This is a genomic window from Janthinobacterium sp. TND4EL3 (assembly GCF_900156175.1).
In the GTDB taxonomy this organism is placed as follows: domain Bacteria; phylum Pseudomonadota; class Gammaproteobacteria; order Burkholderiales; family Burkholderiaceae_D; genus Janthinobacterium.
Genome location: NZ_FTMV01000019.1, coordinates 69,730 through 88,075, shown reverse-complemented (window position 1 = coordinate 88,075; position 18,346 = coordinate 69,730). Strand labels below are relative to the sequence as shown.

Below are 18,346 nucleotides of genomic sequence, written 5' to 3'. Positions count from 1 at the left end.
TGTCGATGATTACTTGGCTGCTGCAGGTGCGGCTTCCGCCGTGGCCGATGCCAGCTTTGCGTCAGCCTTGGCTTTCGTGTGCTTGGCCTTGTGATGGGCCTTGGCCTTGGTGGCGGCCGCTTCCGTCTTGGCGCTGGCGACGTCCGTTTTCGCGGCAACGACGGCTTTCGCTTCTTTTGCATCGGCCTTGACGACGGCTTGCGCTTCCTTGGCATCGGCTTTCACGACGGCCTTGGTGTGGGCCGCTTCCACTTTCGCCGGAACGGAGGCGGCGGGTGTTGCGGGCGTCTGGGCGAAGGCTGCGGTGGCGAACAGGCCGGCGATCAGGGTAACAATTGCTTTTTTCATGGTGCAGTCCTCGGTGGTGGTTTGTCTGGTGTCTCTGTCGGTGCCGGGATGATTCCCGTGTCACTGAGCAGAAAACGCGCTCCGCAAGCTTGCCGTTGACCTTGTTTACACTTTCTTACAATCAAGCGTTTTATCCGCCGTTGCAGGATGATGCTGGCATGAAAATGCAAAAAGACAGCCGTAGCTGTCTTTTTGCGTAGCGCAAGGAACGCGCTGAGGGGGGAATTACTTGGCTGCTGCTGCGGCCGCTTCAGTCTTCGCTTCGTCAGCCTTGGCCTTGGCTTTTTTGGCTTTGTGATGGGCCTTGGCCTTGGTGGCTTTCGCGTCCGCCTTGGCGCTGGCGACATCGGCTTTCGCGTCGGCGGCAACGGCCGCTTCTTTCGCATCGGCTTTCACGACGGCCTTGGTTTCTTTTGCTTCTGCTTTAGCCACTTCCTTGGTGTGCTTGGCTTCGGCCTTGGCAGGCACTGCTGGCGCTGGGGTTTGAGCAAAGGCTGCGGTAGCGAACAAGCCGGCGATCAGAGTAGCGATTACTTTTTTCATGGTGCAGTTCCTCGAGAAGTGGGTTGTAGTTCAGGAGATGCATTTCCCCTGTCACTGAGCCAAAAACGCGCCGTGCGGCAATTGCGTTGACAGCCAATTACAAATACTTACACTTGGTGTGTCCACGCCGTACGGCACCGTGGACGCCATCGGCGCTCTGTTAGCTGGCGTACCGCGCGCCGCGCGCCGCCGGCCTAGACTCGTACCATTCTCACTGCATGGGTTCGCCATGAAAGCCGCCTTGAAGACCTATCAGGCCAAGCGCAATTTCGCCGTCACGCCCGAGCCCGCGGAGGGCGGCGAGGCGGCGGGCGACGGGCTCGCCTTCGTCATCCAGAAGCACTGGGCCAGCCGCCTGCACTACGATGTGCGCCTGGAGCTGGACGGCACGATGAAAAGCTGGGCCGTGCCGAAAGGCCCCAGCTACGACCCGCGCGACAGGCGCATGGCGGTGCAGGTGGAAGACCATCCGCTTGCCTACGCCAGCTTTGAAGGCACGATCCCCGAAAAACAGTATGGCGCGGGCAAGGTCATCATCTGGGACAAGGGCACGTGGCAGCCGCAGCCGGCCACGCCGGACGCGCGCAAGGCGCTCGCGGCTGGCAACTTGAAATTCACTGTGCACGGCCACAAGATGCACGGCAACTGGGTGCTGGTGCGCATGAAGGGCAGGGGCGACAAGCGCAGCGAAAAACAGCCGGCCTGGCTGCTGATCAAGGAAAAGGACGCGTTTGCCCGGCCGGCCGTCGAATTTTCCGTCGTCGACGAATTGCCCGACAGCGTCGCGGACAAGCCCATGCCCAGGCGCCGGAAGGGCGTGGAGCAGGCGGCGGCGCCGGCCGCCAGGCTGCCGGCCACGTTGTCGCCGCAGCTGGCCACCCTGGCTGACGCTGCGCCGGCCGATGCGCAGGACTGGATCTTCGAACTGAAATTCGACGGCTACCGCATCCTGGCCCGCTGCGACGGCCGGCACATTGCCCTGATCACGCGCAATGGCAACGACTGGACGCATAGACTGCCGAAGCTGCGGCAGGCGCTCGACAAGCTGGGACTGCCGCCGGGCTGGTATGACGGCGAGATCGTCGTCCAGGGCGCCGCCGGCCAGTCCGACTTCGGCGCCCTGCAGCGCGCCTTCGATGCGGCAACGACCAGCGACATCGTGTATTACCTGTTCGACGTGCCGTATTTCGACGGCCACGATTTGCGCGGCCAGCCCGTCGAGGCGCGCCGGGCGCTGCTGGAACAGCTGCTGCAGCGCTTGCCGGCCTCGCCGCTGGTGCGCTTCAGCGCGGCGCTCGATGCTGCGCCGCAGCAGCTGCTGGCCCACGCCTGTCGGCTGGGCTTGGAAGGCGTGATCGGCAAGCGCCGCGGTTCACCGTACGTCACGCGGCGATCCGGCGACTGGATCAAGCTCAAATGCGGGCTGCGCCAGGAATTCGTCATCGGCGGCTACACGGCGCCGCAGGGCGCGCGCGTCGGCATAGGCTCGCTGCTGCTGGGCGTGTACGATGATGAGGGGCGGCTGCGCTACGCGGGCAACGTGGGCAGCGGCTTTGACGATGCGGCCCTGCGCGACTTGCGCCGCCGCCTCGATGCGCTGGCCGCCGAGGCGAGCCCGTTCGCGGGCAAGGCGGGCGGCGTGCGCCGGCCCGTCTGGGTCCGGCCGCAGCTGGTGGCCGAAGTGAGCTTTGCGCAATGGACCAGCGGCGGCGCCGTGCGCCACGCCGTGTTTCACGGCTTGCGCCAGGACAAACAGCCGGCCGCCATCGTGCGCGAGCGGGCGCAGCAGATCGACAGGGAGAAGGACATGCACAGCAAAACCACGCGGGACAGCATCCTGCCGTCCCGTTTCAAGGTCAGCCATGCGGACCGCGTGATCGACCAGGACAGCGGCGCCACGAAGATCGACCTCGTGCGCTATTACGCGCTGGTGGGCAAGCTCATGCTCGTGCACCTGCGCGGCCGGCCCGTGTCGCTGGTGCGCGCGCCGGCCGGCGTAGGCGGAGAATTGTTTTTCCAGAAGCATGCGGATACCTCGGCCATGCCAGGCGTGCGACAGCTCGATCCCCGCCTCGACCCGGACCATGCGCCCATGCTGGAAGTTGCTACCATGCAAGGCTTGTTGTCGGCGGCGCAGTGGAACGTGGTGGAGTTCCACACGCAGAACGCGCTGGCCCGCGCCTACGACACGCCGAACCGCCTCGTGTTCGACCTGGACCCGGGCAAGGGCGTGGCCTGGCCCGCCATCCGCGAGGCGGCCGTGCTGCTGCGCGCCTTTTTGACGGAACTGGGCTTGCCCGCCTGGCTGAAGACGAGCGGCGGCAAGGGCTTGCACGTGGTCGTGCCGATCCGCCCGCAATATGGCTGGGATACGGTCAAGGCGTTTGCGCAAGCCATCGTGGCGCACATGGCGCAGCTGATACCGCAGCGTTTCGTGCTGAAGAGCGGACCGGCCAACCGGGTCGGCAAGATTTTCATCGATTACCTGCGCAACGGACGGGGCGCCACCACCGTGTGCGCGTGGTCGGCCCGCACGCGTTCGGGGCTGGGCATTTCCGTGCCGCTGGCCTGGGAGGAGCTCGACAAGCTGAAGGCGGGCGACCAGTGGACGGTGAGCAACGTCCATAGCCGCCTCGACGTGGGCAATGCGCCGTGGGACGGCTATGCGCGCAGCGCCAGAGGCTTGGACGGGGCCATGAAAAAGCTCGGCTTCAATCCGCCGGCTTGAACGGCAGCACCGTGCGCGCCATCTGCAGCGCCTCGTCGATGGCCGCGTTGAGCAGGGAAATCTCGACGGGCTTGGTCAGATAGCGGAAAAAGCCCGCAGCCAGGCCGTGGCGGATGTCGCCTTTCATGGCGTTGGCCGTCAGCGCGATGACGGGAATGTGCGCCGTGCGGGGATCGTTGCGCAGGATGCGCTGCGCCTGGTTGCCGTTCATGCCGGGCAGGTTGATATCCATCAAGATGACGTCGGGCCGGCGTTCCAGCGCCAGCGCGATGCCGTGGCGCGCATCGGTGGCCGAGATCATGCGCAGGTGGGGCAGGAAGCTGACGATGTCTTCCACCAGCCGCAGGCTGGCCGGATTGTCTTCCACGTACAGCAGCAGGGCCTGGCCGCCCGCATCGTCGCCGGCGTCGTCGCCCGACTCGGACAGCGTGTCCGTTTCCGCCAGCAGGCTGGCCGGCAGCGGGGCCATGGTGTCGAGTTCGATCCAGAACACGCTGCCTACGCCGACGCAGCTGTGCACACCCATGCCGCCGCCCATCAGTTCGACGAGGCGCTTGGTGACGACCAGGCCGATGCCCGTGCCTTCCTCGCTGCCCGCTTCCTGGCCCAGGCGGTTAAACGGCTGGAACAGTTCGGCCATCTGCGCGTCATCCAGGCCCTTGCCCGTGTCGCGGATGGCGATGCGCACGCGCTGCGGGTCCGGCTGCGAGATTTCCAGCTCCACCTTGCCGGCCGGGCGGTTGTACTTGATGGCGTTCGACAGCAGGTTCAGCAGCACTTGCTTGAGGCGCGTATGGTCGGCCCGCACCGTCAGCTGCTCGCACGTCGAAAAGACCATGTCGATCTTGCGCTGCTGCGCCTGCTCTTCCACCATCACGCGCACTTCCTCGACCAGCGCGGGCAGCGCCACCGGCTCGATCGACAGGCTCAGGCTGCCCGATTCGATCTTCGCCAGGTCGAGGATTTCATTGATCAGCGTCAGAAGATGGCGGCCCGAAGTGACGATGTTCTGCACGAAGGCGCGCTTTTGCACGACAGTCGCGGGCAGCGATTCGTTGGCCAGCAGCTGGGCAAAGCCGAGGATGGCGTTGAGCGGGGTGCGCAATTCGTGCGACATGCTGGTGAGAAAGCGGTCCTTGGCCTGGCTGGCCCGCTCCAGTTCGATTTTCTGTTCGTTGAGCGTGCGTTCGATGCGCTTGCGCTCCGTGATGTCGCGGATGGCCGACGACACCAGCACGCCTTCCTCCGTTTCCAGCGGCGACAGGCTGATTTCGACGGGGAACTCGGTGCCGTCGCGGCGCAAGCCGTACAGTTCCAGGCCGGCGCCCATGGAGCGGGCGCGCGGGGCGGCCGAAAAGCTCTGGCGGTGATGCGGGTGGTCGGCCGCGTAGCGGGCGGGGATCAGCACTTCCACGTTCTTGCCCAGCAGTTCGGCGCGCGTATAGCCGAACAGGCGCTCCGTCTGCGAGTTGATCAGCACGATCTCGCCGTCGCCGTTGACGATGACGATGGCGTCCGGCGCCGATTCGAGCAGGCCGCGAAACTTCTGTTCGGCGCGGCGGCGGTCGCTGACGTCGCGGATGGCGCTGATGACAAAGGAGCCGATTTCCGTCTGGATGGGCGACAGGCTGATTTCCACGGGGAATTCGACGTCATCCTTGCGCAAACCCAGCAATTCCAGGTCCGCCCCCATGGTGCGCGTGCGCGGCTGGTCGAAATAGCGCGAGCGGTGGCCCACATGCGCATGGCGGAAGCGCTGCGGCAGCAGGGCGTCGATCTGCTTGCCGCTCAATTCGCCTTCCGCGTAGCCGAACAGGCGCTCCGCCTGCAGGTTGGCCAGCACGATGGCGCCCGTGGCGTTGACCATGATGACGCTGTCGGGCGTCGATTCGAACAGCACGCGGTAGCGCGCATCGACGAACTGGGCGTCGCGCAGGGCCTTGAGCAAGGTCGTGTCCTTCATGGTGGAAATCAGGTAGCCGGGGCCATCCTGGCCCATGCTCACGCGCTTGCACGTGACGTCTACATAAATGAACTCGCCATCCTTGCGCCGCCGCAGCGATTCGTGGTCGCAACTGCCTTGCAGGGCCAGCCGGTTTTCAATGGCCTGGTCCGCCGCGGCTTGTCCCGGCAGTGAAATCAATTCCCACAGGTTGCGGCCGATGGCTTCGTCGTCCGTATAGCCGAAGATGCGCTGCGCGCCCATGGTCCAGCGCACGACGGCATGGTCCTCAGTCGTGACGACGACGCCGCCGGGGGCTTCGCTGAGGATAAGCTGATCTAACTCAATATCCATGTTTCCCGCATGCTGGACAGGGCTTGCCGGGTGGCTGGCCGTGTGCATAACGTAGCGAGAACCTTGACTAAAGTCAATGCATTTATGAAGGGATTGTGCTGCTAACAGGAGCGTCTCAGGCGAGCTTGCGCCTGCCCGTGCCGGGCTTGCGCGGTGCGGCCCTGGCGGCGCCCTTGCCGGCCTTGCCCAGGCTTTGCTGCAGCAGGGCAACGAGGTCGATCACATTGCTGCCGTGCTCTTCTGCCGGCTCGGGCGCGGGCGCCGTGATGGTCCTGGTCTGTTTTGCCTTGATCTTCTTCTTCACCAGCGCCAGCACGTCTTCGCGGTAGCTGTCGTGGTATTGCTCCGGTTCCCACGCTTCGCTCATGCCTTCCACGAGGGACAGGGCCATCTTGAGTTCCTTGTCGGAAATACCGGCCCCTTTCATGGTGCTTGCGGGCAAGTCCAGGTCATCCGTGGTGCGGATTTCATCGGCATAGCGCAGGGTGTTGAGCACGATGGCGTCGCCGACGCAGACGAGCGCGCACAAATGCTGCTTGGTGCGCATGACTACGGTGGCGATACCCACCTTGTCCGCCCGGCGCAGGGTTTCGCGCAGCAGCGCATAGACTTTCTCGCCGCCCTTGGCGGGCAGCACATAATACGGGTGTTCATAAAAGGTCAGCGGCACCTCCGCCGCATCGACAAAGGTCAATATGGCGATGGTTTGCGTGGCCTTCACGTTCGCCTGGCGCAAGTCTTCATCGGACAGCACCACGTATTCATCCGTCTTGTATTCATAGCCCTTGATGATGTCGTCCCACCCGACTTCCTTGCCCGTCTGCTTGTTGTAGCGCTTGTAGCCGATGGGCGCGAAGTCGCGCCGGTCCAGCATGGACAAATCCAGCTCATGGTCGAGGCTGGCCGAAATCAGCTCGACGGGGATGTGCACGAGGCCGAAGCTGATGGCGCCTTTCCACAGTGCGCGCGGCATCGCTTACGCTCCCACGCTGCCGGTAACGGGCAGGACGATGCCCGTGATGTAGCTGGAACAGGCGGGCGCGGCCAGGAAGACATAGGCGGGCGACAGTTCCTCGGGCTGGGCCGGGCGGCGCATGTCCGTGTCGGCGCCGAACTGCGCGATTTCCTCGGGCGTCTTGTCGGCCGGATTGAGCGGCGTCCAGACGGGCCCGGGCGCGATGGCGTTCACGCGGATGCCCTTGTCGAGCAGGTTGCCGGCCAGCGCCATGGTGAACGCGTGGATGGCGCCCTTCGTGGTGGAATAGTCGAGCAAGTGCTTCGAACCGTGCAAACCCGTCACGGAACCCGTGTTGATGATGGCCGCGCCCCGCTGCAAGTGGGGCAGCACGGCCTTGGCCATGTGGAAGTAGCCGTAGACATTGGTCTTCATGGTCAGGTCGAAGCGTTCCTCGCTCAGGTCCAGCAGCGACGCGGCGTGTTCCTGGAAGGCGGCGTTGTTGACCAGCACGTCGATATGGCTGAACCTGTCCATCACCTGGCTGACGGCCTGCTGGCAAAAGCCCGGTTCGCGCACGTCGCCGGGGATCAGCAGGCAGCTCTGGCCTTCCGCTTCCACGTAGCGGCGGGTTTCGTTGGCGTCCGCGTGTTCGTTCAGGTAAATGATGGCGACATCGGCCCCTTCGCGCGCATACAGCACGGCCACGGCGCGGCCGATGCCCGAATCGCCGCCCGTGATGACGGCCACCATGCCGGCCAGCTTGCCGCTGCCGCAATAGTCGGGCGCCAGGAAGCGCGGTTTCAGCTGCATCTGGGCTTCGCTGCCGGGTTTGTCCAGGTGCTGGGCGGGCAGGGGCGTGCCCGGCTGGCTGCGGCCAGCCGTCTGCACGGGCTGTTTGCTCTCCCGCCTGGCGGTGCCCGCGGCGTCGCGGCCATCCTGTTCCTGCTGGACGGCGCGCTGCAAGTTGCCGGTGGTTTGATCCTTGTTTTCGTTGCTCATGCTGGCCTCCCTGATGCTGGCCTCCAGTATCGGCGGCGCGCGCACCCCTTACGGTGCGCTCGCTAACAGAGTGGCGCAAACATGGCGGACGTCATTGCGCGCCAAGAAGAATTGCCTGCGCGCGCCGGATTGGCATTGCTATTAAGGTAATTTGCGCCGCGTTCCCCCTGTTAGCCGGCCTCGTCGCATGATAGGCTTCGGTTTTCAGATTTTGGGATCGCATCATGCTGCTCTGGCTCAGGCAATACCGGCGTCCTCTGTTGGCCGGGGACATTACCGCCGGTATCGTTGTCGCCATGATGATGGTGCCGCAAGGCATGGCCTACGCCTTGGTGGCGGGCTTGCCGCCCGTGGTGGGCATCTACGCCAGCATCCTGCCGCCCGTGCTGTACGCCTTGTTCGGCAGCAGCATGACGCAATCGGTGGGACCCATGGCCATCGTCTCGCTGATGACGGCCGCCGCCCTGGCGCCGCTGGCCGACCCCGGCTCCTCGCTGTACATCGTGCTGGCCGCCCAGCTGGCCTTCATCAGCGGCCTCGTCCTGCTGCTGTGCGGCGTGCTGCGCCTCGGCTTCATGGCCAGCTTTTTGTCGCGTCCCGTGATCAGCGGTTTCAGCAACGGCGCCGCCATCCTGATCATCTGGGGACAGATTACACCGTTGCTGGGCGCAACGCTTCCCCACTGGCATGCGCCCAGCCTCGTGCTGGGCCTGTCGGGCCTGCTGTTCCTGTGGCTGGCCAAGCGCTATGCATCGCGCCTGCTGCAGCGCGGCGGCTTGAATAAAGTCGCCGCCGACGTGGGCGCGCGCCTGGCGCCGATGGCGCTGGTGCTGGCCGGCATCGCGCTTGTCGCCTATGGCGGCCTGGAAGCGATGGGCGTGCAGACGACGGGCCACGTGCCCAGCGGCTTGCCGGGGCTGAACCTGGCCACCTCCAGCGCCCATTGGCGCACCTTGCTGTCGCCGGCGCTCTTGATTGCCTTTATCATCTTTTTGATGAGCATGTCCGCCGCCCAGACCCTGGCGCAAAAACGCGGCGAAAAACTGCATACGAACCGCGAACTGCTGGGCCTGGGCGCGGCCAACGTGGCCAGCGCGCTGTCGGGCGGCTTTCCCGTCACGGGGTCCATTTCGCGCTCGGCCGTCAATTTCCAGGCCGGTGCGAATACGCCGCTGGCGAGCATCATCACGGCGGGACTGCTGGCGCTGGCGCTGGTGGCGCCCACGGGCTGGCTGGCCCTGCTGCCGCTGCCCGTGCTGGCGGCCACCATCATCTTTGCCGTGTCCAGCCTGCTGGACTGGGATACCTTGAAACTGTCGTGGCGCTACGACCGCAGCGATGCGCTGGCCCTGCTGGCGACGACGGCCGGCGTGCTGGTGCTGGGCGTGGAAGCGGGCGTGGTAATCGGCGTGCTGCTGTCGATGGGGACGCTGATCTGGCGCGCCAGCCGCCCGCATATCGCCGTGCTGGGCCGTATCCCGAACAGCGAGCACTTCCGCAATGTGGAGCGCTATGAAGCGCAAACCTTGCCCGATGTCCTGCTGCTGCGCATCGATGCGGGCCTGTTCTTCGGCAACGTCGAAGCCGTCACGGAGCGCGTGGAAGACGAATTGCGCGCGCACCCGACGGCGCGCCACCTGGTGCTGGTCTTGTCGGCAGTCAACCAGATCGACAGCACGGCCCTGCTGGGCTTGATCGAACTCAACAGCACACTGGCCAAGCGCGGCATCAGCCTGAACCTGGCTGAAGTGAAGGGGCCCGTGATGGACCGCTTGCGCCAGAGCAGTTTATTGAAGGACCTGAGCGGCAAGCTCTACCTGAGCACGGCGCTGGCGATGAACGATTTGAGCGGGAGCACAACATGACGATGGCATTGAACTTGCATGGCGAGGCGCGTGCCGTCGACAGTATCCTTGCGCTGGAACAGGCGCTGCGCGACGCGCGCGCGCTGGCCCAGTGCGAGCTGTGGCTGACCCTGGCCACGGATGCGGAGCAGGGCCCGGCCCTGTGCATGCTGCGCAATGGCGGCAACGCCTGGCTGATGTATCTGTCGGGGCAGGACGACCTGAGTTTTCATTCGCTGGGCGACGAGGAGGCCGAGGGCGTTTGCAGCTACCTGCTGGCGAACGGCCAGGTGGATGAATATCCGGAAAGCTGGTGCGTGGACGTGGAACACTGCCAGCAGGCTGTCGTCGCGTTCTTCACTACAGGCGGCGCGCGGCCGCCCGCCATCGCCTGGGAGGTGGATTGACATGGCGCACACCATCATCGCCGACATCGACCGGGACTTGCTGGCCGCGCTGGACGCCAGGGCAGGTCTATTGACGCTGCGCGCCATCCTGCTGCGCTACCACGCCAGCGGCGTGACGGCCGCGCAAGTGACCGCCTTGCTGCAGGCATTGCGCGCGTCCGTGCGGGACGGCGCGCAGGATGAGGCGCGGGAAGACGCGATACTGGACGCCCTCGACCTGGTGACGGGCTGGTGCGCGCCGCAGCTGCGGGTATGGGACGAGGCAGGGGGAAACCGTGCATCCTGACAAGTTCAAGCAGGTGATGGGCTTGCCGTCCGCCGGACGCCATGGCTATTTTGTGCGCAAGGTGGCCGATACGCAAGCAGTGTGGGGCTTGCACCACGACGGCTGGGCCACGGCGCAAGCCCATGGCAAGGTGGCGATACCGTTCTGGCCGGAGGCGGCGTTTGCGCAGGCCTGCGCCAGCGGCGGGTGGGAACATTTCCAGCCCCGCGCCATCGCGCTCGACGATTTTTTGACCAGGTGGCTGCCCGGCATGGCGGGCAACGGCCAGCTGGCGTCCGTGTTTCCCGTGCCGCAAGGAGCGGGCGCCATCGCGGCGCCTGGCGATTTACTGAGGGATTTGCAGCATGAATCAGAACAATATGAGTGAACGCAAGGATCGCCTCGACGCGTGGTACGACGGTTCGGCCATCTGTCTGATCGCCGTCGGCGCGCAGGGCGACCCGCTGGATCTGGGCGACGACGAAGTGCGCGCCCTGATCGCGAAGCTGCAGCAATGCCTGGCCGAGTCCGAGGCAGGCGCGGTGCCTGACTGAAGGTTCAGGCGGGCGTCAACTCCTTTTCCATCGCCACGCTGGCCAGGCTGATGCCGCTTGGGTGCGCATACGCTTCCTCGCGCAAGGCGACAAAACCGGCGGCCCGGTAAAACGGCTCCGCATTGAGCGAGGCGGACAGGTGCAGGCGTTCAATGCCGCGCCCGCGCGCCAGCTGCTCCAGCGCCGCCAGCAGGCGCTTGCCGATACCGAGTCCCCCGCGGGCGGGATCGACGAACACGGCGTCTACTTCCTGCTTGTCCGCATCGAGCATCGCGTAGCCGGCAATGGCCCCGTCCTGCAGCGCGACGATGCCGTCCCCGGCGGCCAGCATGGCCGCATACGATGCCGGCACGGGCGTAGCCGTCCAGAGAGCAATTTGCTCCGGCGCATAGTGCGTGGCGCAGCTGACGCGCACGGCCACCGTGCGCAGCGCCCACAGGGCGTCGATGTCGGAGGGCAGGGCGGGGCGCAGGGCGATGGGCATGGCGGCTTTCCGGGCAAAAGGAGCATGCTAGCGCAACGGCTTGCACGGCGCCAGCATGAGTTTTTCAATTGTCACTGCGCCGGCTTGTCCGGATCAATATAGTAGGAACCGGGAGGCGCACCCGGCACTTTCACGCGGAACTTCAGGCCGGACAGCAGCTTGTCCCACAAGGCGATGGCCTCTTCGTCGGTCAGCGACGCGGTTTCGGCGGCGCCGACCATGTTGTGGGCGACTTTGGTGTACATATGCGCCTCCAGTACAGATGGATTCGCGACATCGCGCGGTTTGCCGACCAGGGCCCATTCAAAATCGTGCACGCCATCTGTTCGTCGTATCAGCGACTCTTCTCCTTGCCAGTGCTGGACGTTGCGTTTGCCCTCGCGTAGCAGGCTTCTCTTGGGATAGCGATTGCCTTGTCTTTTCTTGGCCATATCAATACGCCCCAAGAGGGATAGTTCAATGTGCATTTTTTCATACAATTCACTCGAATAATCCATATATGCATTTTTATTCGAGCTTACTGAAAATGTGACATCAGGAAAACTGGGGAAATACAGCCCCGCACTAACTATTTCCTGTTCCTCATAGCTATTTCCCTTAATGAAGCCGTAAGGAATGCAATTTCCCGGTTCGGACGGTATATCTGATTCTTCGCGTAATCGAAAATTATTTGCATGAACTATTTGTTTGGCAGCGACATCCATTCTTGTTTTTCCTTCAGAAGTGGTGTCTCCTATGGTAAATGTGATATTTCCTTTTGTAATGTACGTATTGAAATATACATTGCCTTCATTTTTGGTATATTTGTCAGGGAAATATTGAATCTGCCAAATGCCTTCGGCTGGGGATTTTTCATTGTAGATAATTTCCGAAGTGGGGTTGTTGAATTTTATTCGTTCAATATCTTCTAGAACTTGTTTGTCGCGTCCTGCCAATCCACCGGTTCTTATTTCAATCGTTGATGGTAGTGATGTTTCCCCAAAAATCAATTCTGTCTCTTGCGGTATACGCAGGGTGTAGCGCCCAAAACATGCCAATTTCGTTTTTAGAAAGAGCACTTCAAGACGTTTAGTAAGAGCGATATTTTCTGACACGGCATTCTCCTCGATCGCACTTCGCGCTTTGAAAGGTTGGAACAATCCAAACATTACAATAGTGGTGAAAAGAAATTTTTTTTGACTAAACATGATCAAGTCCACTTTGCTGTTTTTGCGATTTGTATAATGGAATATAGCATTGATGCGAGTACATTGGGATTCGAATAGCTATCTTGGTGCCCGTAGTCAGTTCCATCTTTTACCCCATGAATAAATAACCGTTCTTTTTTAAAGCACTTTTCTAAATTTTTTGAGGGTACTGTGTCATCGCCAGCGGCACTGGCTGGCATTAGCCGCAATCGTAGTTTTTGAGGGCCAGCTTGAACAATAAGCTCATTTTTGGCGTTGTCTCCGTGCAGAGACCATTTTTCAGGAGAGAGTGGCTTGGGTCTTTCTTTGGCATCTGGTAGCCCGCTGTTAAGCCCATCGATTACTTTGAATGCGACGTTGCCATAACTTAGACGCTTCGGTGATGCGCAGTAGCTTGCATAAGTAAGGGAGTGGAACGTATCTTTTATTGATTCTAAAAATTCAAACGCGTTTTTGAGTCTGCGATTAACGTTCATCAAACCACCACCATTTTTTTCTTCTATTTTTGCCGGATTTATCCATTCTGGATTTATTAGCCGCCACCACGCATTAGGTGGTTGCAAATAAATAGCATCCAATGCTGTAGCGCCCTCACGCGGCCAGCTCCACAGTTCTTTGTCTTGCTGATCTACTACCCTGAGCCATTTTTCACCGTACACGACGCCAGGCATCATCTCCAGCGGTGCCGGGGCGTTCGCCAGAATGGCGGTCGCATGGACACCATTGATGCCAAGTACCTCAGCTTCGTATTCACCGGCAGTAGTGTCTTTTTCCTGAAAGCCGAAGCGCATGCGCTTATACGCCCCGGCGGCGCCGATGGCTGGCATAACACTGTGATAAATGCCAAGTATTGTCAGGTCACTGTCGTTGACTATTTTTCCATAGTCAGGGTGTATCAAGGCGCGGGCCAGCAGACCCCCCATGCTGTGTGTGACCAGAATGACTTCATGACAATTGAATCCTCGCTCACGATAACCTTTGACCAGACCTCTTAGGCGTTTGGCAATGGTCACGGCAGTGACGCTATTGCTCTGCACAAAGTTGTAGCCCATCGCGTGAACTGGGTACCAGCATGCCGCGATTTTTTTCAAGTCTTCTTCCGTTACGGGATTGCCTGATATGCCACCAAACGTGGATGGGTCTTTCATTACCGACGCACCCAAGCCACTTGTCCCGCGCCAGACTGGATGCAGCTTCCCGCCTAACACCATATTGTTCATGTGCTTTTCAGTGTGCTGGAGCATGGAGCCATAAGCTCCATCAAATAACACTTCGCTCCAGCCGCGCCATCGCGCTATCTGCGCTGGAGTTGCGAACGCTTGCGGTTTCCCTTGTACAGGACGGCTGCCGGGGGTGACTCTGTTCGAGCCCATCAGGGGAGGGATGGCTGTCAGACTGTCAGGAACGTTCTGATGTCGTATATCGGAAGCCATTGTTTGTGGTCCCTCCGCGTCAAATCGTCCATTGTTTTCTGTGTAATGGTAGTATTCGACTTCTGTTTCGTTGGGGTCAAACACCAACTGACGTTGTTGAGGCGTAGCCTCTCTGAACCATCCTCCCAAACCAGTTCCGGCGGCAACATCTGCCATTCCTCCCACCCCCATCAAGTCGTCCGGTCGCCATGCTCGATTGTCGGGGCGCTCCAACCGTTTTTGCCGCGCCTTGGACATACGTAAGTTGCTGCCCATGACACCCGGCAGAAAAATGATCGGTATCACTTTGCCGGGTGGCTTGGCGACTTCATGGCGTGCTGTATCGCTGGTTCTGGTCATCTGTACTGCATACTCCGCCCATCCGCCCACACCTTGTGTAAATTGACTTGGATGATTACCTCGTTTGTTCAACTCATCGTTGTCACTCACGGCAGTTCTCCCTTATAGCGAATGATGTAGCTGTCCATGCCGGTGGATTTTTGTAGTTGCGTGGAACCGTCTTCCGCGCTTTTTCCGGCCATGTTGCCGTCATCGCGCAGGATTTCAAAAGCAAGGCCAACGGCCGGTGTATCGTCGGCATTCACCAGCAGGACCTCCTGGTCGTAACTGCTGTGTGGCCGGTCATTGAATTCCTGCGACACGCTCTTCGGCGCCAGGGTTTCCAGGTTGCCGTTGAAGAGCACGGGGGAGGAGGTGAAGAACTGCACCTTGTCGCTGATTTCCAGCATGTGCTTGGCGCCGTGCAGGCGCACGCCTTTCTTGCCCTTGATGTTGACCCAGTCTGCTTCGCTGATCAGCGACAGCACTTTCTTGGCGAGGATTTCGACCTCGTCGCTGTGGGCCTCGATGGACACCTTGCCGCTGGCGGCGATCAGCTTCATGCCGGCCTTGTGCACGAACAGGCTGAAGGTTTTGGCGATGCTGGCAAACATGCTGTCGCCGCTGGCAAGTGAAATATGCTTGCCGCTGGTGAGTGCCACATGCTCGCTGGCGGCCACGTGGATGGACTGGGCCGTGCTCAGTTCGATGCCGGCCGGGCTGGCCAGCACCAGATGTGGTTCGGACAGCTCCGGGAATTCGCCGCCGCCTCCCTTGATGGCGGCGTTTTGCCGCTGGATGGCGTCGGCCACGGCGCCCTGTTGTGCGGTACTGTCCTGCGCGCCCGCGTCCACGGCCATGCCGGCCAGTCCCTCGTGCAGTTGGCGTGCCTGCGCCAGGCGGGACTGCGTTTCGTCGAGCTGTTTGATCGGAGCGGCGCCTGCCGGTGTTTCTGTGGTGATCAGCATGCCTTTGGCGGCGCGCAGGGCGCCCCAGGCATTGCTGGCCAATTCAAAGCCCGCGCCGCGCGCTTCCTTGCGGCCCACGTTGTCGTCGATGCGGGTGATGTTGCCCAATGACAGCCGGCTGTCCTGGTGCTCGCTGCGCAGCTGTGCCTGGATGGCGCCCTTGGTGTCGTCGAGCACGAGGTGGTTGGCGCTGCGGGTGCCCAGTTCGCGGCTGCGCACGCCGGACAGCGCGCGTTGCTGCGGCAATTGCCATGGCGGCGGATTGGCGCTGTTGTAGACCACGCCGATGACGATGGGGTGGTCGATATTGCCGTCTTGGAATTGTACGACCACTTCCTGGCCCACGCGGGGCAAGGCGATCTGTCCCATTTGCGCTCCCGCCATCGGCATCATGACCCGTATCCATGGCGAGCTGCGCTCATCGAATGTGCCAAGGCGGTCCCAGTGAAATTGCAGGCGGATGCGTCCCAGGGCGTCGGTATGAATCTCTTCCCCGGCCGGTCCGACCACCAGTGCCGTCTGCACGCCGGCAACGATGCATGGGATGCTGTTGTAGCCGCGCCCGGGGCGCCAGCGTATGTCCCGCCGCACGCAGGTCATGGTGTTGACGTAGTGCGAAGGCGCGCTGGGGCCTGCCTGATAGTTATTGCTGGCGCTATGCTCGACCGAAAGGATCAGGTATTCGCGTTCGGCAATGCTGTCCGGGCGCTCCTGGCCAGGCTGACAGCGCTTTTCCTCGGCGCTGAAATGGCCGTCGAGCCGGAAACAAAGGCCAGGCTGTGCGCCACGGTGATTGCCTGCCGCCTCGAAATACTGGCGCAGATGGTCGCTTTCTTCCATGCGGCGCTGTGCCAACGCTTCTCCATCATCGACATTGCTGTAGCCATAGGCGCCCGTGTTTTCATACAGTTCGTGGGCAAAGACGTCGCCCTGGCGATTCAGCGAGTAGCCGCTGGCCAGGCGTGGCTGCGGATGCTTATAGTCGAAACTGGCCAAGGTCAGCTGTCCGGAACCGATCCGCCGCACGGCTTGCCATTGTTGCAAGCCGTCATCCTCCAGTGAACCCGATTCGGAGTGGAAACGCATGGCGCCGTCGCCGGATGCCGTGGCGACCATGTCCGCCAGGGTGCTGTTGTCCGCGAGCCACAAGGTGTGGCCATCGGCACGGTGCGCGTACCAGTAATGCCAGCCGAGGGCTTCCCAGCGCCGGTGCAGGTGGTTGTAATCGGTTTCATTATGCTGGTTGGCGCAGGTGATCTGCGGATCGTCGCCATGGATGCTGGTTTTCCAGTCGCGCTGCCCGTAGTGCGCAAACGTTGTTTCGGTCAGCTGCATCACGCTTTGGCCATGAAAGGAGACGTTGTCCTGGCGCAGCCGTGCAAAGGCCAGCCACGGTTGCAGCACCATGCGGTACCAGGCGAAGCCGCCGTCGGCGCGCAGCAGGCAAAATTCGCCCACATAGCCGTTAAAGTGGCGCAGCGTGCCATCGTCGCGCACCATGGAAATGGTCACCATGCGGCCCAGCATGGCCTTGAGCGCGATGTGCGCGTCGTCCGACAGCAGTTCGGCTTCGAAACGGAAGTCGCGCGATACTTCTTCCCTGGCAGTGAGCGAATTGACCAGCAGGATGGCGCCATCCGGTCCATCGTCATGGGGAAAGTGGATCTTCAGCAGGCGCCGCTCTTGCGCGGCGAGGTCGAAGGCCGATAACGCCGCCTGTATGCTTGCATGCATGGCCTGCCTCCGTTATAGCGATGTGATCAGGCGGGCGCCGCAGGCGGTGGCATCGCCGTCATAGGCGTACGGCTTGCCCATGTGCTTGGCGCCAGCGCCGTCCGGCGTGATGGGAAAGCTGCCCTTGCACTTGGGGCAGAAGGTCGTGTCGTCGGCCAGTGCCGCCGTCTTCCCCATCACGGTGCTGCCCGACGATGCGCTGGTGACCTTGCCGCCGTGATCGGTTGCGTCTCCGAGCCGGATGACGCCGCGTCCCGCATGTTTCATGCTTGCCTCGCTTTCCAGGGATAAACTGCTCAAGCCGGTTGCAGCAAATAACGCACCTGCGCGCCGCGTAACTTGCCTTGCGCCGTCTGCAGGAACGTCGTCCAGCCCAGGCGCCGTCTTTCCGATGGCTTGGAACTGAGGAGCAGGGGCCTGATGCATGGCGGGCTCAGTATCAGCCGCACTTCATATTGCAAATCCGGTACGCCAAACAGCGCCAGCATCGTTGCCAGTGCCGCCGCACCTGGGCTGCGCGGCAGGAAGCGCTGCAGGCCGGCGGGATCCAGCGGGCCGATATGCAGGCAGACGCGCATGTCCTGGCGCCAGAGCCGCAAGCCCAGGGTTGCGCCGCGCGCCAGGGTGAAGTTGGCACTGCCCAGCAGGCTGCGCCGGTTTTTTTCCAGATAGTCCCAGCCACCGACAAATTGTTGCAGGGCGATGGGTACGCCGCAGTATTCGGCCAGCACGGGGGCTATCGCCTGCGCCGACACGGGGCGGCAGCGCAGCAGGCCCGCGTACCAGGCCGCGACGTCCTGCGTCACGGCGCCAGCTTCGCCGCTGGACGGCAGCGCATCGCGCTGCACGCCGGCCAGTGCCGACAACAAAAGGAGTTGCTCGTCTTTTGCCTGGGTCTGGAGCATGGATTCCAGCCGATACTTTTCACACGCCTGGTAATACAGCGCGACCATGCGGTGCGAAAAGATATCGAGGAAGGCCGAGACGCCGGCATCCTTGCTCGACAGGCGGTAGGCGGCAATACGTTGCGAGTGATGCAAGGGCAAGGTGCCGCTGGCGCCCAGAAAACGCATGAATGCCGGCACCAGCGTCAGTTGTTCATGCTCGTCGCGCGCGAGCCGCTCGATTTCACTGGCTGGAAAACTCAAGGACAGGCTGTTCCTGAAGCGCAGCACCTGGCCGAAGGCTTGTGCATGGGACACGTTCTGCTGACGTAGCCAGCACAGCAGAATCCGCACCGCCTGCACGAACTGATAGCGGTATGGTTCGGCGAACAAGTG

17 protein-coding genes are annotated in these 18,346 nt (G+C 62.2%); 6 read left to right on the top strand and 11 right to left on the bottom strand.

The window, feature by feature from the left end:
• Positions 1-9: 9 nt before the first annotated feature.
• Both BXA07_RS24450 and BXA07_RS24445 read right to left on the bottom strand, forming a co-directional pair.
• Entirely contained in the window at positions 10-348 is a 339-nt protein-coding gene (locus BXA07_RS24450; protein WP_076571724.1) for a hypothetical protein, read from the bottom strand.
• A 225-nt stretch (positions 349-573) separates the two neighbouring features.
• Positions 574-891, bottom strand: a complete 318-nt coding sequence (locus tag BXA07_RS24445; RefSeq protein ID WP_076571722.1) for a hypothetical protein — start codon at positions 889-891, stop codon at positions 574-576.
• Positions 892-1,120: 229 nt separating this feature from the next.
• Here BXA07_RS24445 and ligD point away from each other — a divergent pair, with 229 nt between their 5' ends.
• Positions 1,121-3,619, top strand: a complete 2,499-nt coding sequence (ligD, locus tag BXA07_RS24440; RefSeq protein ID WP_076571721.1) for a DNA ligase D — start codon at positions 1,121-1,123, stop codon at positions 3,617-3,619.
• On the opposite strand, the gene BXA07_RS24435 is transcribed toward ligD, so the two are convergent.
• The 3 genes from BXA07_RS24435 to BXA07_RS24425 form a co-directional block, all read right to left on the bottom strand.
• Positions 3,603-5,915 carry a PAS domain S-box protein gene (locus tag BXA07_RS24435; protein ID WP_076571719.1) on the bottom strand — a complete coding sequence of 771 codons (2,313 nt, stop codon included), beginning with the start codon at positions 5,913-5,915 and terminating at the stop codon, positions 3,603-3,605. The two genes, ligD and BXA07_RS24435, sit on opposite strands and share 17 nt — an antisense overlap.
• A gap of 115 nt (positions 5,916-6,030) precedes the next feature.
• Positions 6,031-6,888: a non-homologous end joining protein Ku gene (locus BXA07_RS24430; protein ID WP_076571717.1), complete on the bottom strand. Its 858-nt coding sequence runs from the start codon at positions 6,886-6,888 to the stop codon at positions 6,031-6,033.
• 3 nt (positions 6,889-6,891) lie between these two features.
• Positions 6,892-7,872, bottom strand: coding sequence for an SDR family oxidoreductase (locus BXA07_RS24425; protein ID WP_076571803.1), 981 nt, complete (start codon positions 7,870-7,872; stop codon positions 6,892-6,894).
• 224 nt (positions 7,873-8,096) lie between these two features.
• On the opposite strand from BXA07_RS24425, the gene sulP reads away from it, so the two are divergent.
• The 5 genes from sulP to BXA07_RS30400 are packed head-to-tail and all read left to right on the top strand — an operon-like array spanning position 8,097 to position 10,942.
• Complete coding sequence (sulP, locus tag BXA07_RS24420; protein ID WP_076571715.1) at positions 8,097-9,737, top strand: SulP family inorganic anion transporter; 1,641 nt, start codon at positions 8,097-8,099, stop codon at positions 9,735-9,737.
• Positions 9,734-10,123, top strand: a complete 390-nt coding sequence (locus tag BXA07_RS24415) for an Imm1 family immunity protein (RefSeq protein WP_083708507.1) — start codon at positions 9,734-9,736, stop codon at positions 10,121-10,123. Before sulP ends, BXA07_RS24415 begins: the two co-directional genes overlap by 4 nt.
• Position 10,124: 1 nt before the next feature.
• Positions 10,125-10,409, top strand: a complete 285-nt coding sequence (locus tag BXA07_RS24410) for a hypothetical protein (protein ID WP_076571711.1) — start codon at positions 10,125-10,127, stop codon at positions 10,407-10,409.
• Positions 10,399-10,776 carry a DUF2750 domain-containing protein gene (locus BXA07_RS24405; protein WP_212592363.1) on the top strand — a complete coding sequence of 126 codons (378 nt, stop codon included), beginning with the start codon at positions 10,399-10,401 and terminating at the stop codon, positions 10,774-10,776. The genes BXA07_RS24410 and BXA07_RS24405 overlap by 11 nt, the downstream gene beginning before the upstream one ends.
• Positions 10,754-10,942 (top strand): hypothetical protein, encoded by a 189-nt coding sequence (locus BXA07_RS30400; protein ID WP_139335737.1) that lies wholly within the window; start codon positions 10,754-10,756, stop codon positions 10,940-10,942. The genes BXA07_RS24405 and BXA07_RS30400 overlap by 23 nt, the downstream gene beginning before the upstream one ends.
• 4 nt (positions 10,943-10,946) lie before the next feature.
• On the opposite strand, the gene BXA07_RS24400 is transcribed toward BXA07_RS30400, so the two are convergent.
• The 6 genes from BXA07_RS24400 to tssG all read right to left on the bottom strand — a co-directional run bounded on the left by BXA07_RS24400 (position 10,947) and on the right by tssG (position 18,343).
• Positions 10,947-11,426 carry a GNAT family N-acetyltransferase gene (locus BXA07_RS24400; protein ID WP_076571709.1) on the bottom strand — a complete coding sequence of 160 codons (480 nt, stop codon included), beginning with the start codon at positions 11,424-11,426 and terminating at the stop codon, positions 10,947-10,949.
• A gap of 71 nt (positions 11,427-11,497) precedes the next feature.
• A complete protein-coding gene (locus tag BXA07_RS31445; protein WP_244556394.1) occupies positions 11,498-12,613 on the bottom strand; it encodes a T6SS immunity protein Tli4 family protein in 1,116 nt (371 codons plus the stop codon).
• A gap of 2 nt (positions 12,614-12,615) precedes the next feature.
• The gene (locus BXA07_RS24390; RefSeq protein ID WP_244556393.1) at positions 12,616-14,475 is read right to left on the bottom strand and encodes an esterase/lipase family protein; all 1,860 of its coding nucleotides are present in this window, start codon (positions 14,473-14,475) and stop codon (positions 12,616-12,618) included.
• Positions 14,472-17,066 carry a type VI secretion system Vgr family protein gene (locus BXA07_RS24385; RefSeq protein ID WP_076571706.1) on the bottom strand — a complete coding sequence of 865 codons (2,595 nt, stop codon included), beginning with the start codon at positions 17,064-17,066 and terminating at the stop codon, positions 14,472-14,474. Before BXA07_RS24385 ends, BXA07_RS24390 begins: the two co-directional genes overlap by 4 nt.
• Positions 17,067-17,078: 12 nt before the next feature.
• Positions 17,079-17,333 (bottom strand): PAAR domain-containing protein, encoded by a 255-nt coding sequence (locus BXA07_RS24380; protein ID WP_070289305.1) that lies wholly within the window; start codon positions 17,331-17,333, stop codon positions 17,079-17,081.
• Between the two features lie 29 nt (positions 17,334-17,362).
• On the bottom strand, positions 17,363-18,343 hold the full coding sequence (tssG, locus tag BXA07_RS24375) for a type VI secretion system baseplate subunit TssG (RefSeq protein ID WP_170909734.1): 981 nt from the start codon (positions 18,341-18,343) through the stop codon (positions 17,363-17,365).
• Positions 18,344-18,346: the final 3 nt, after the last annotated feature.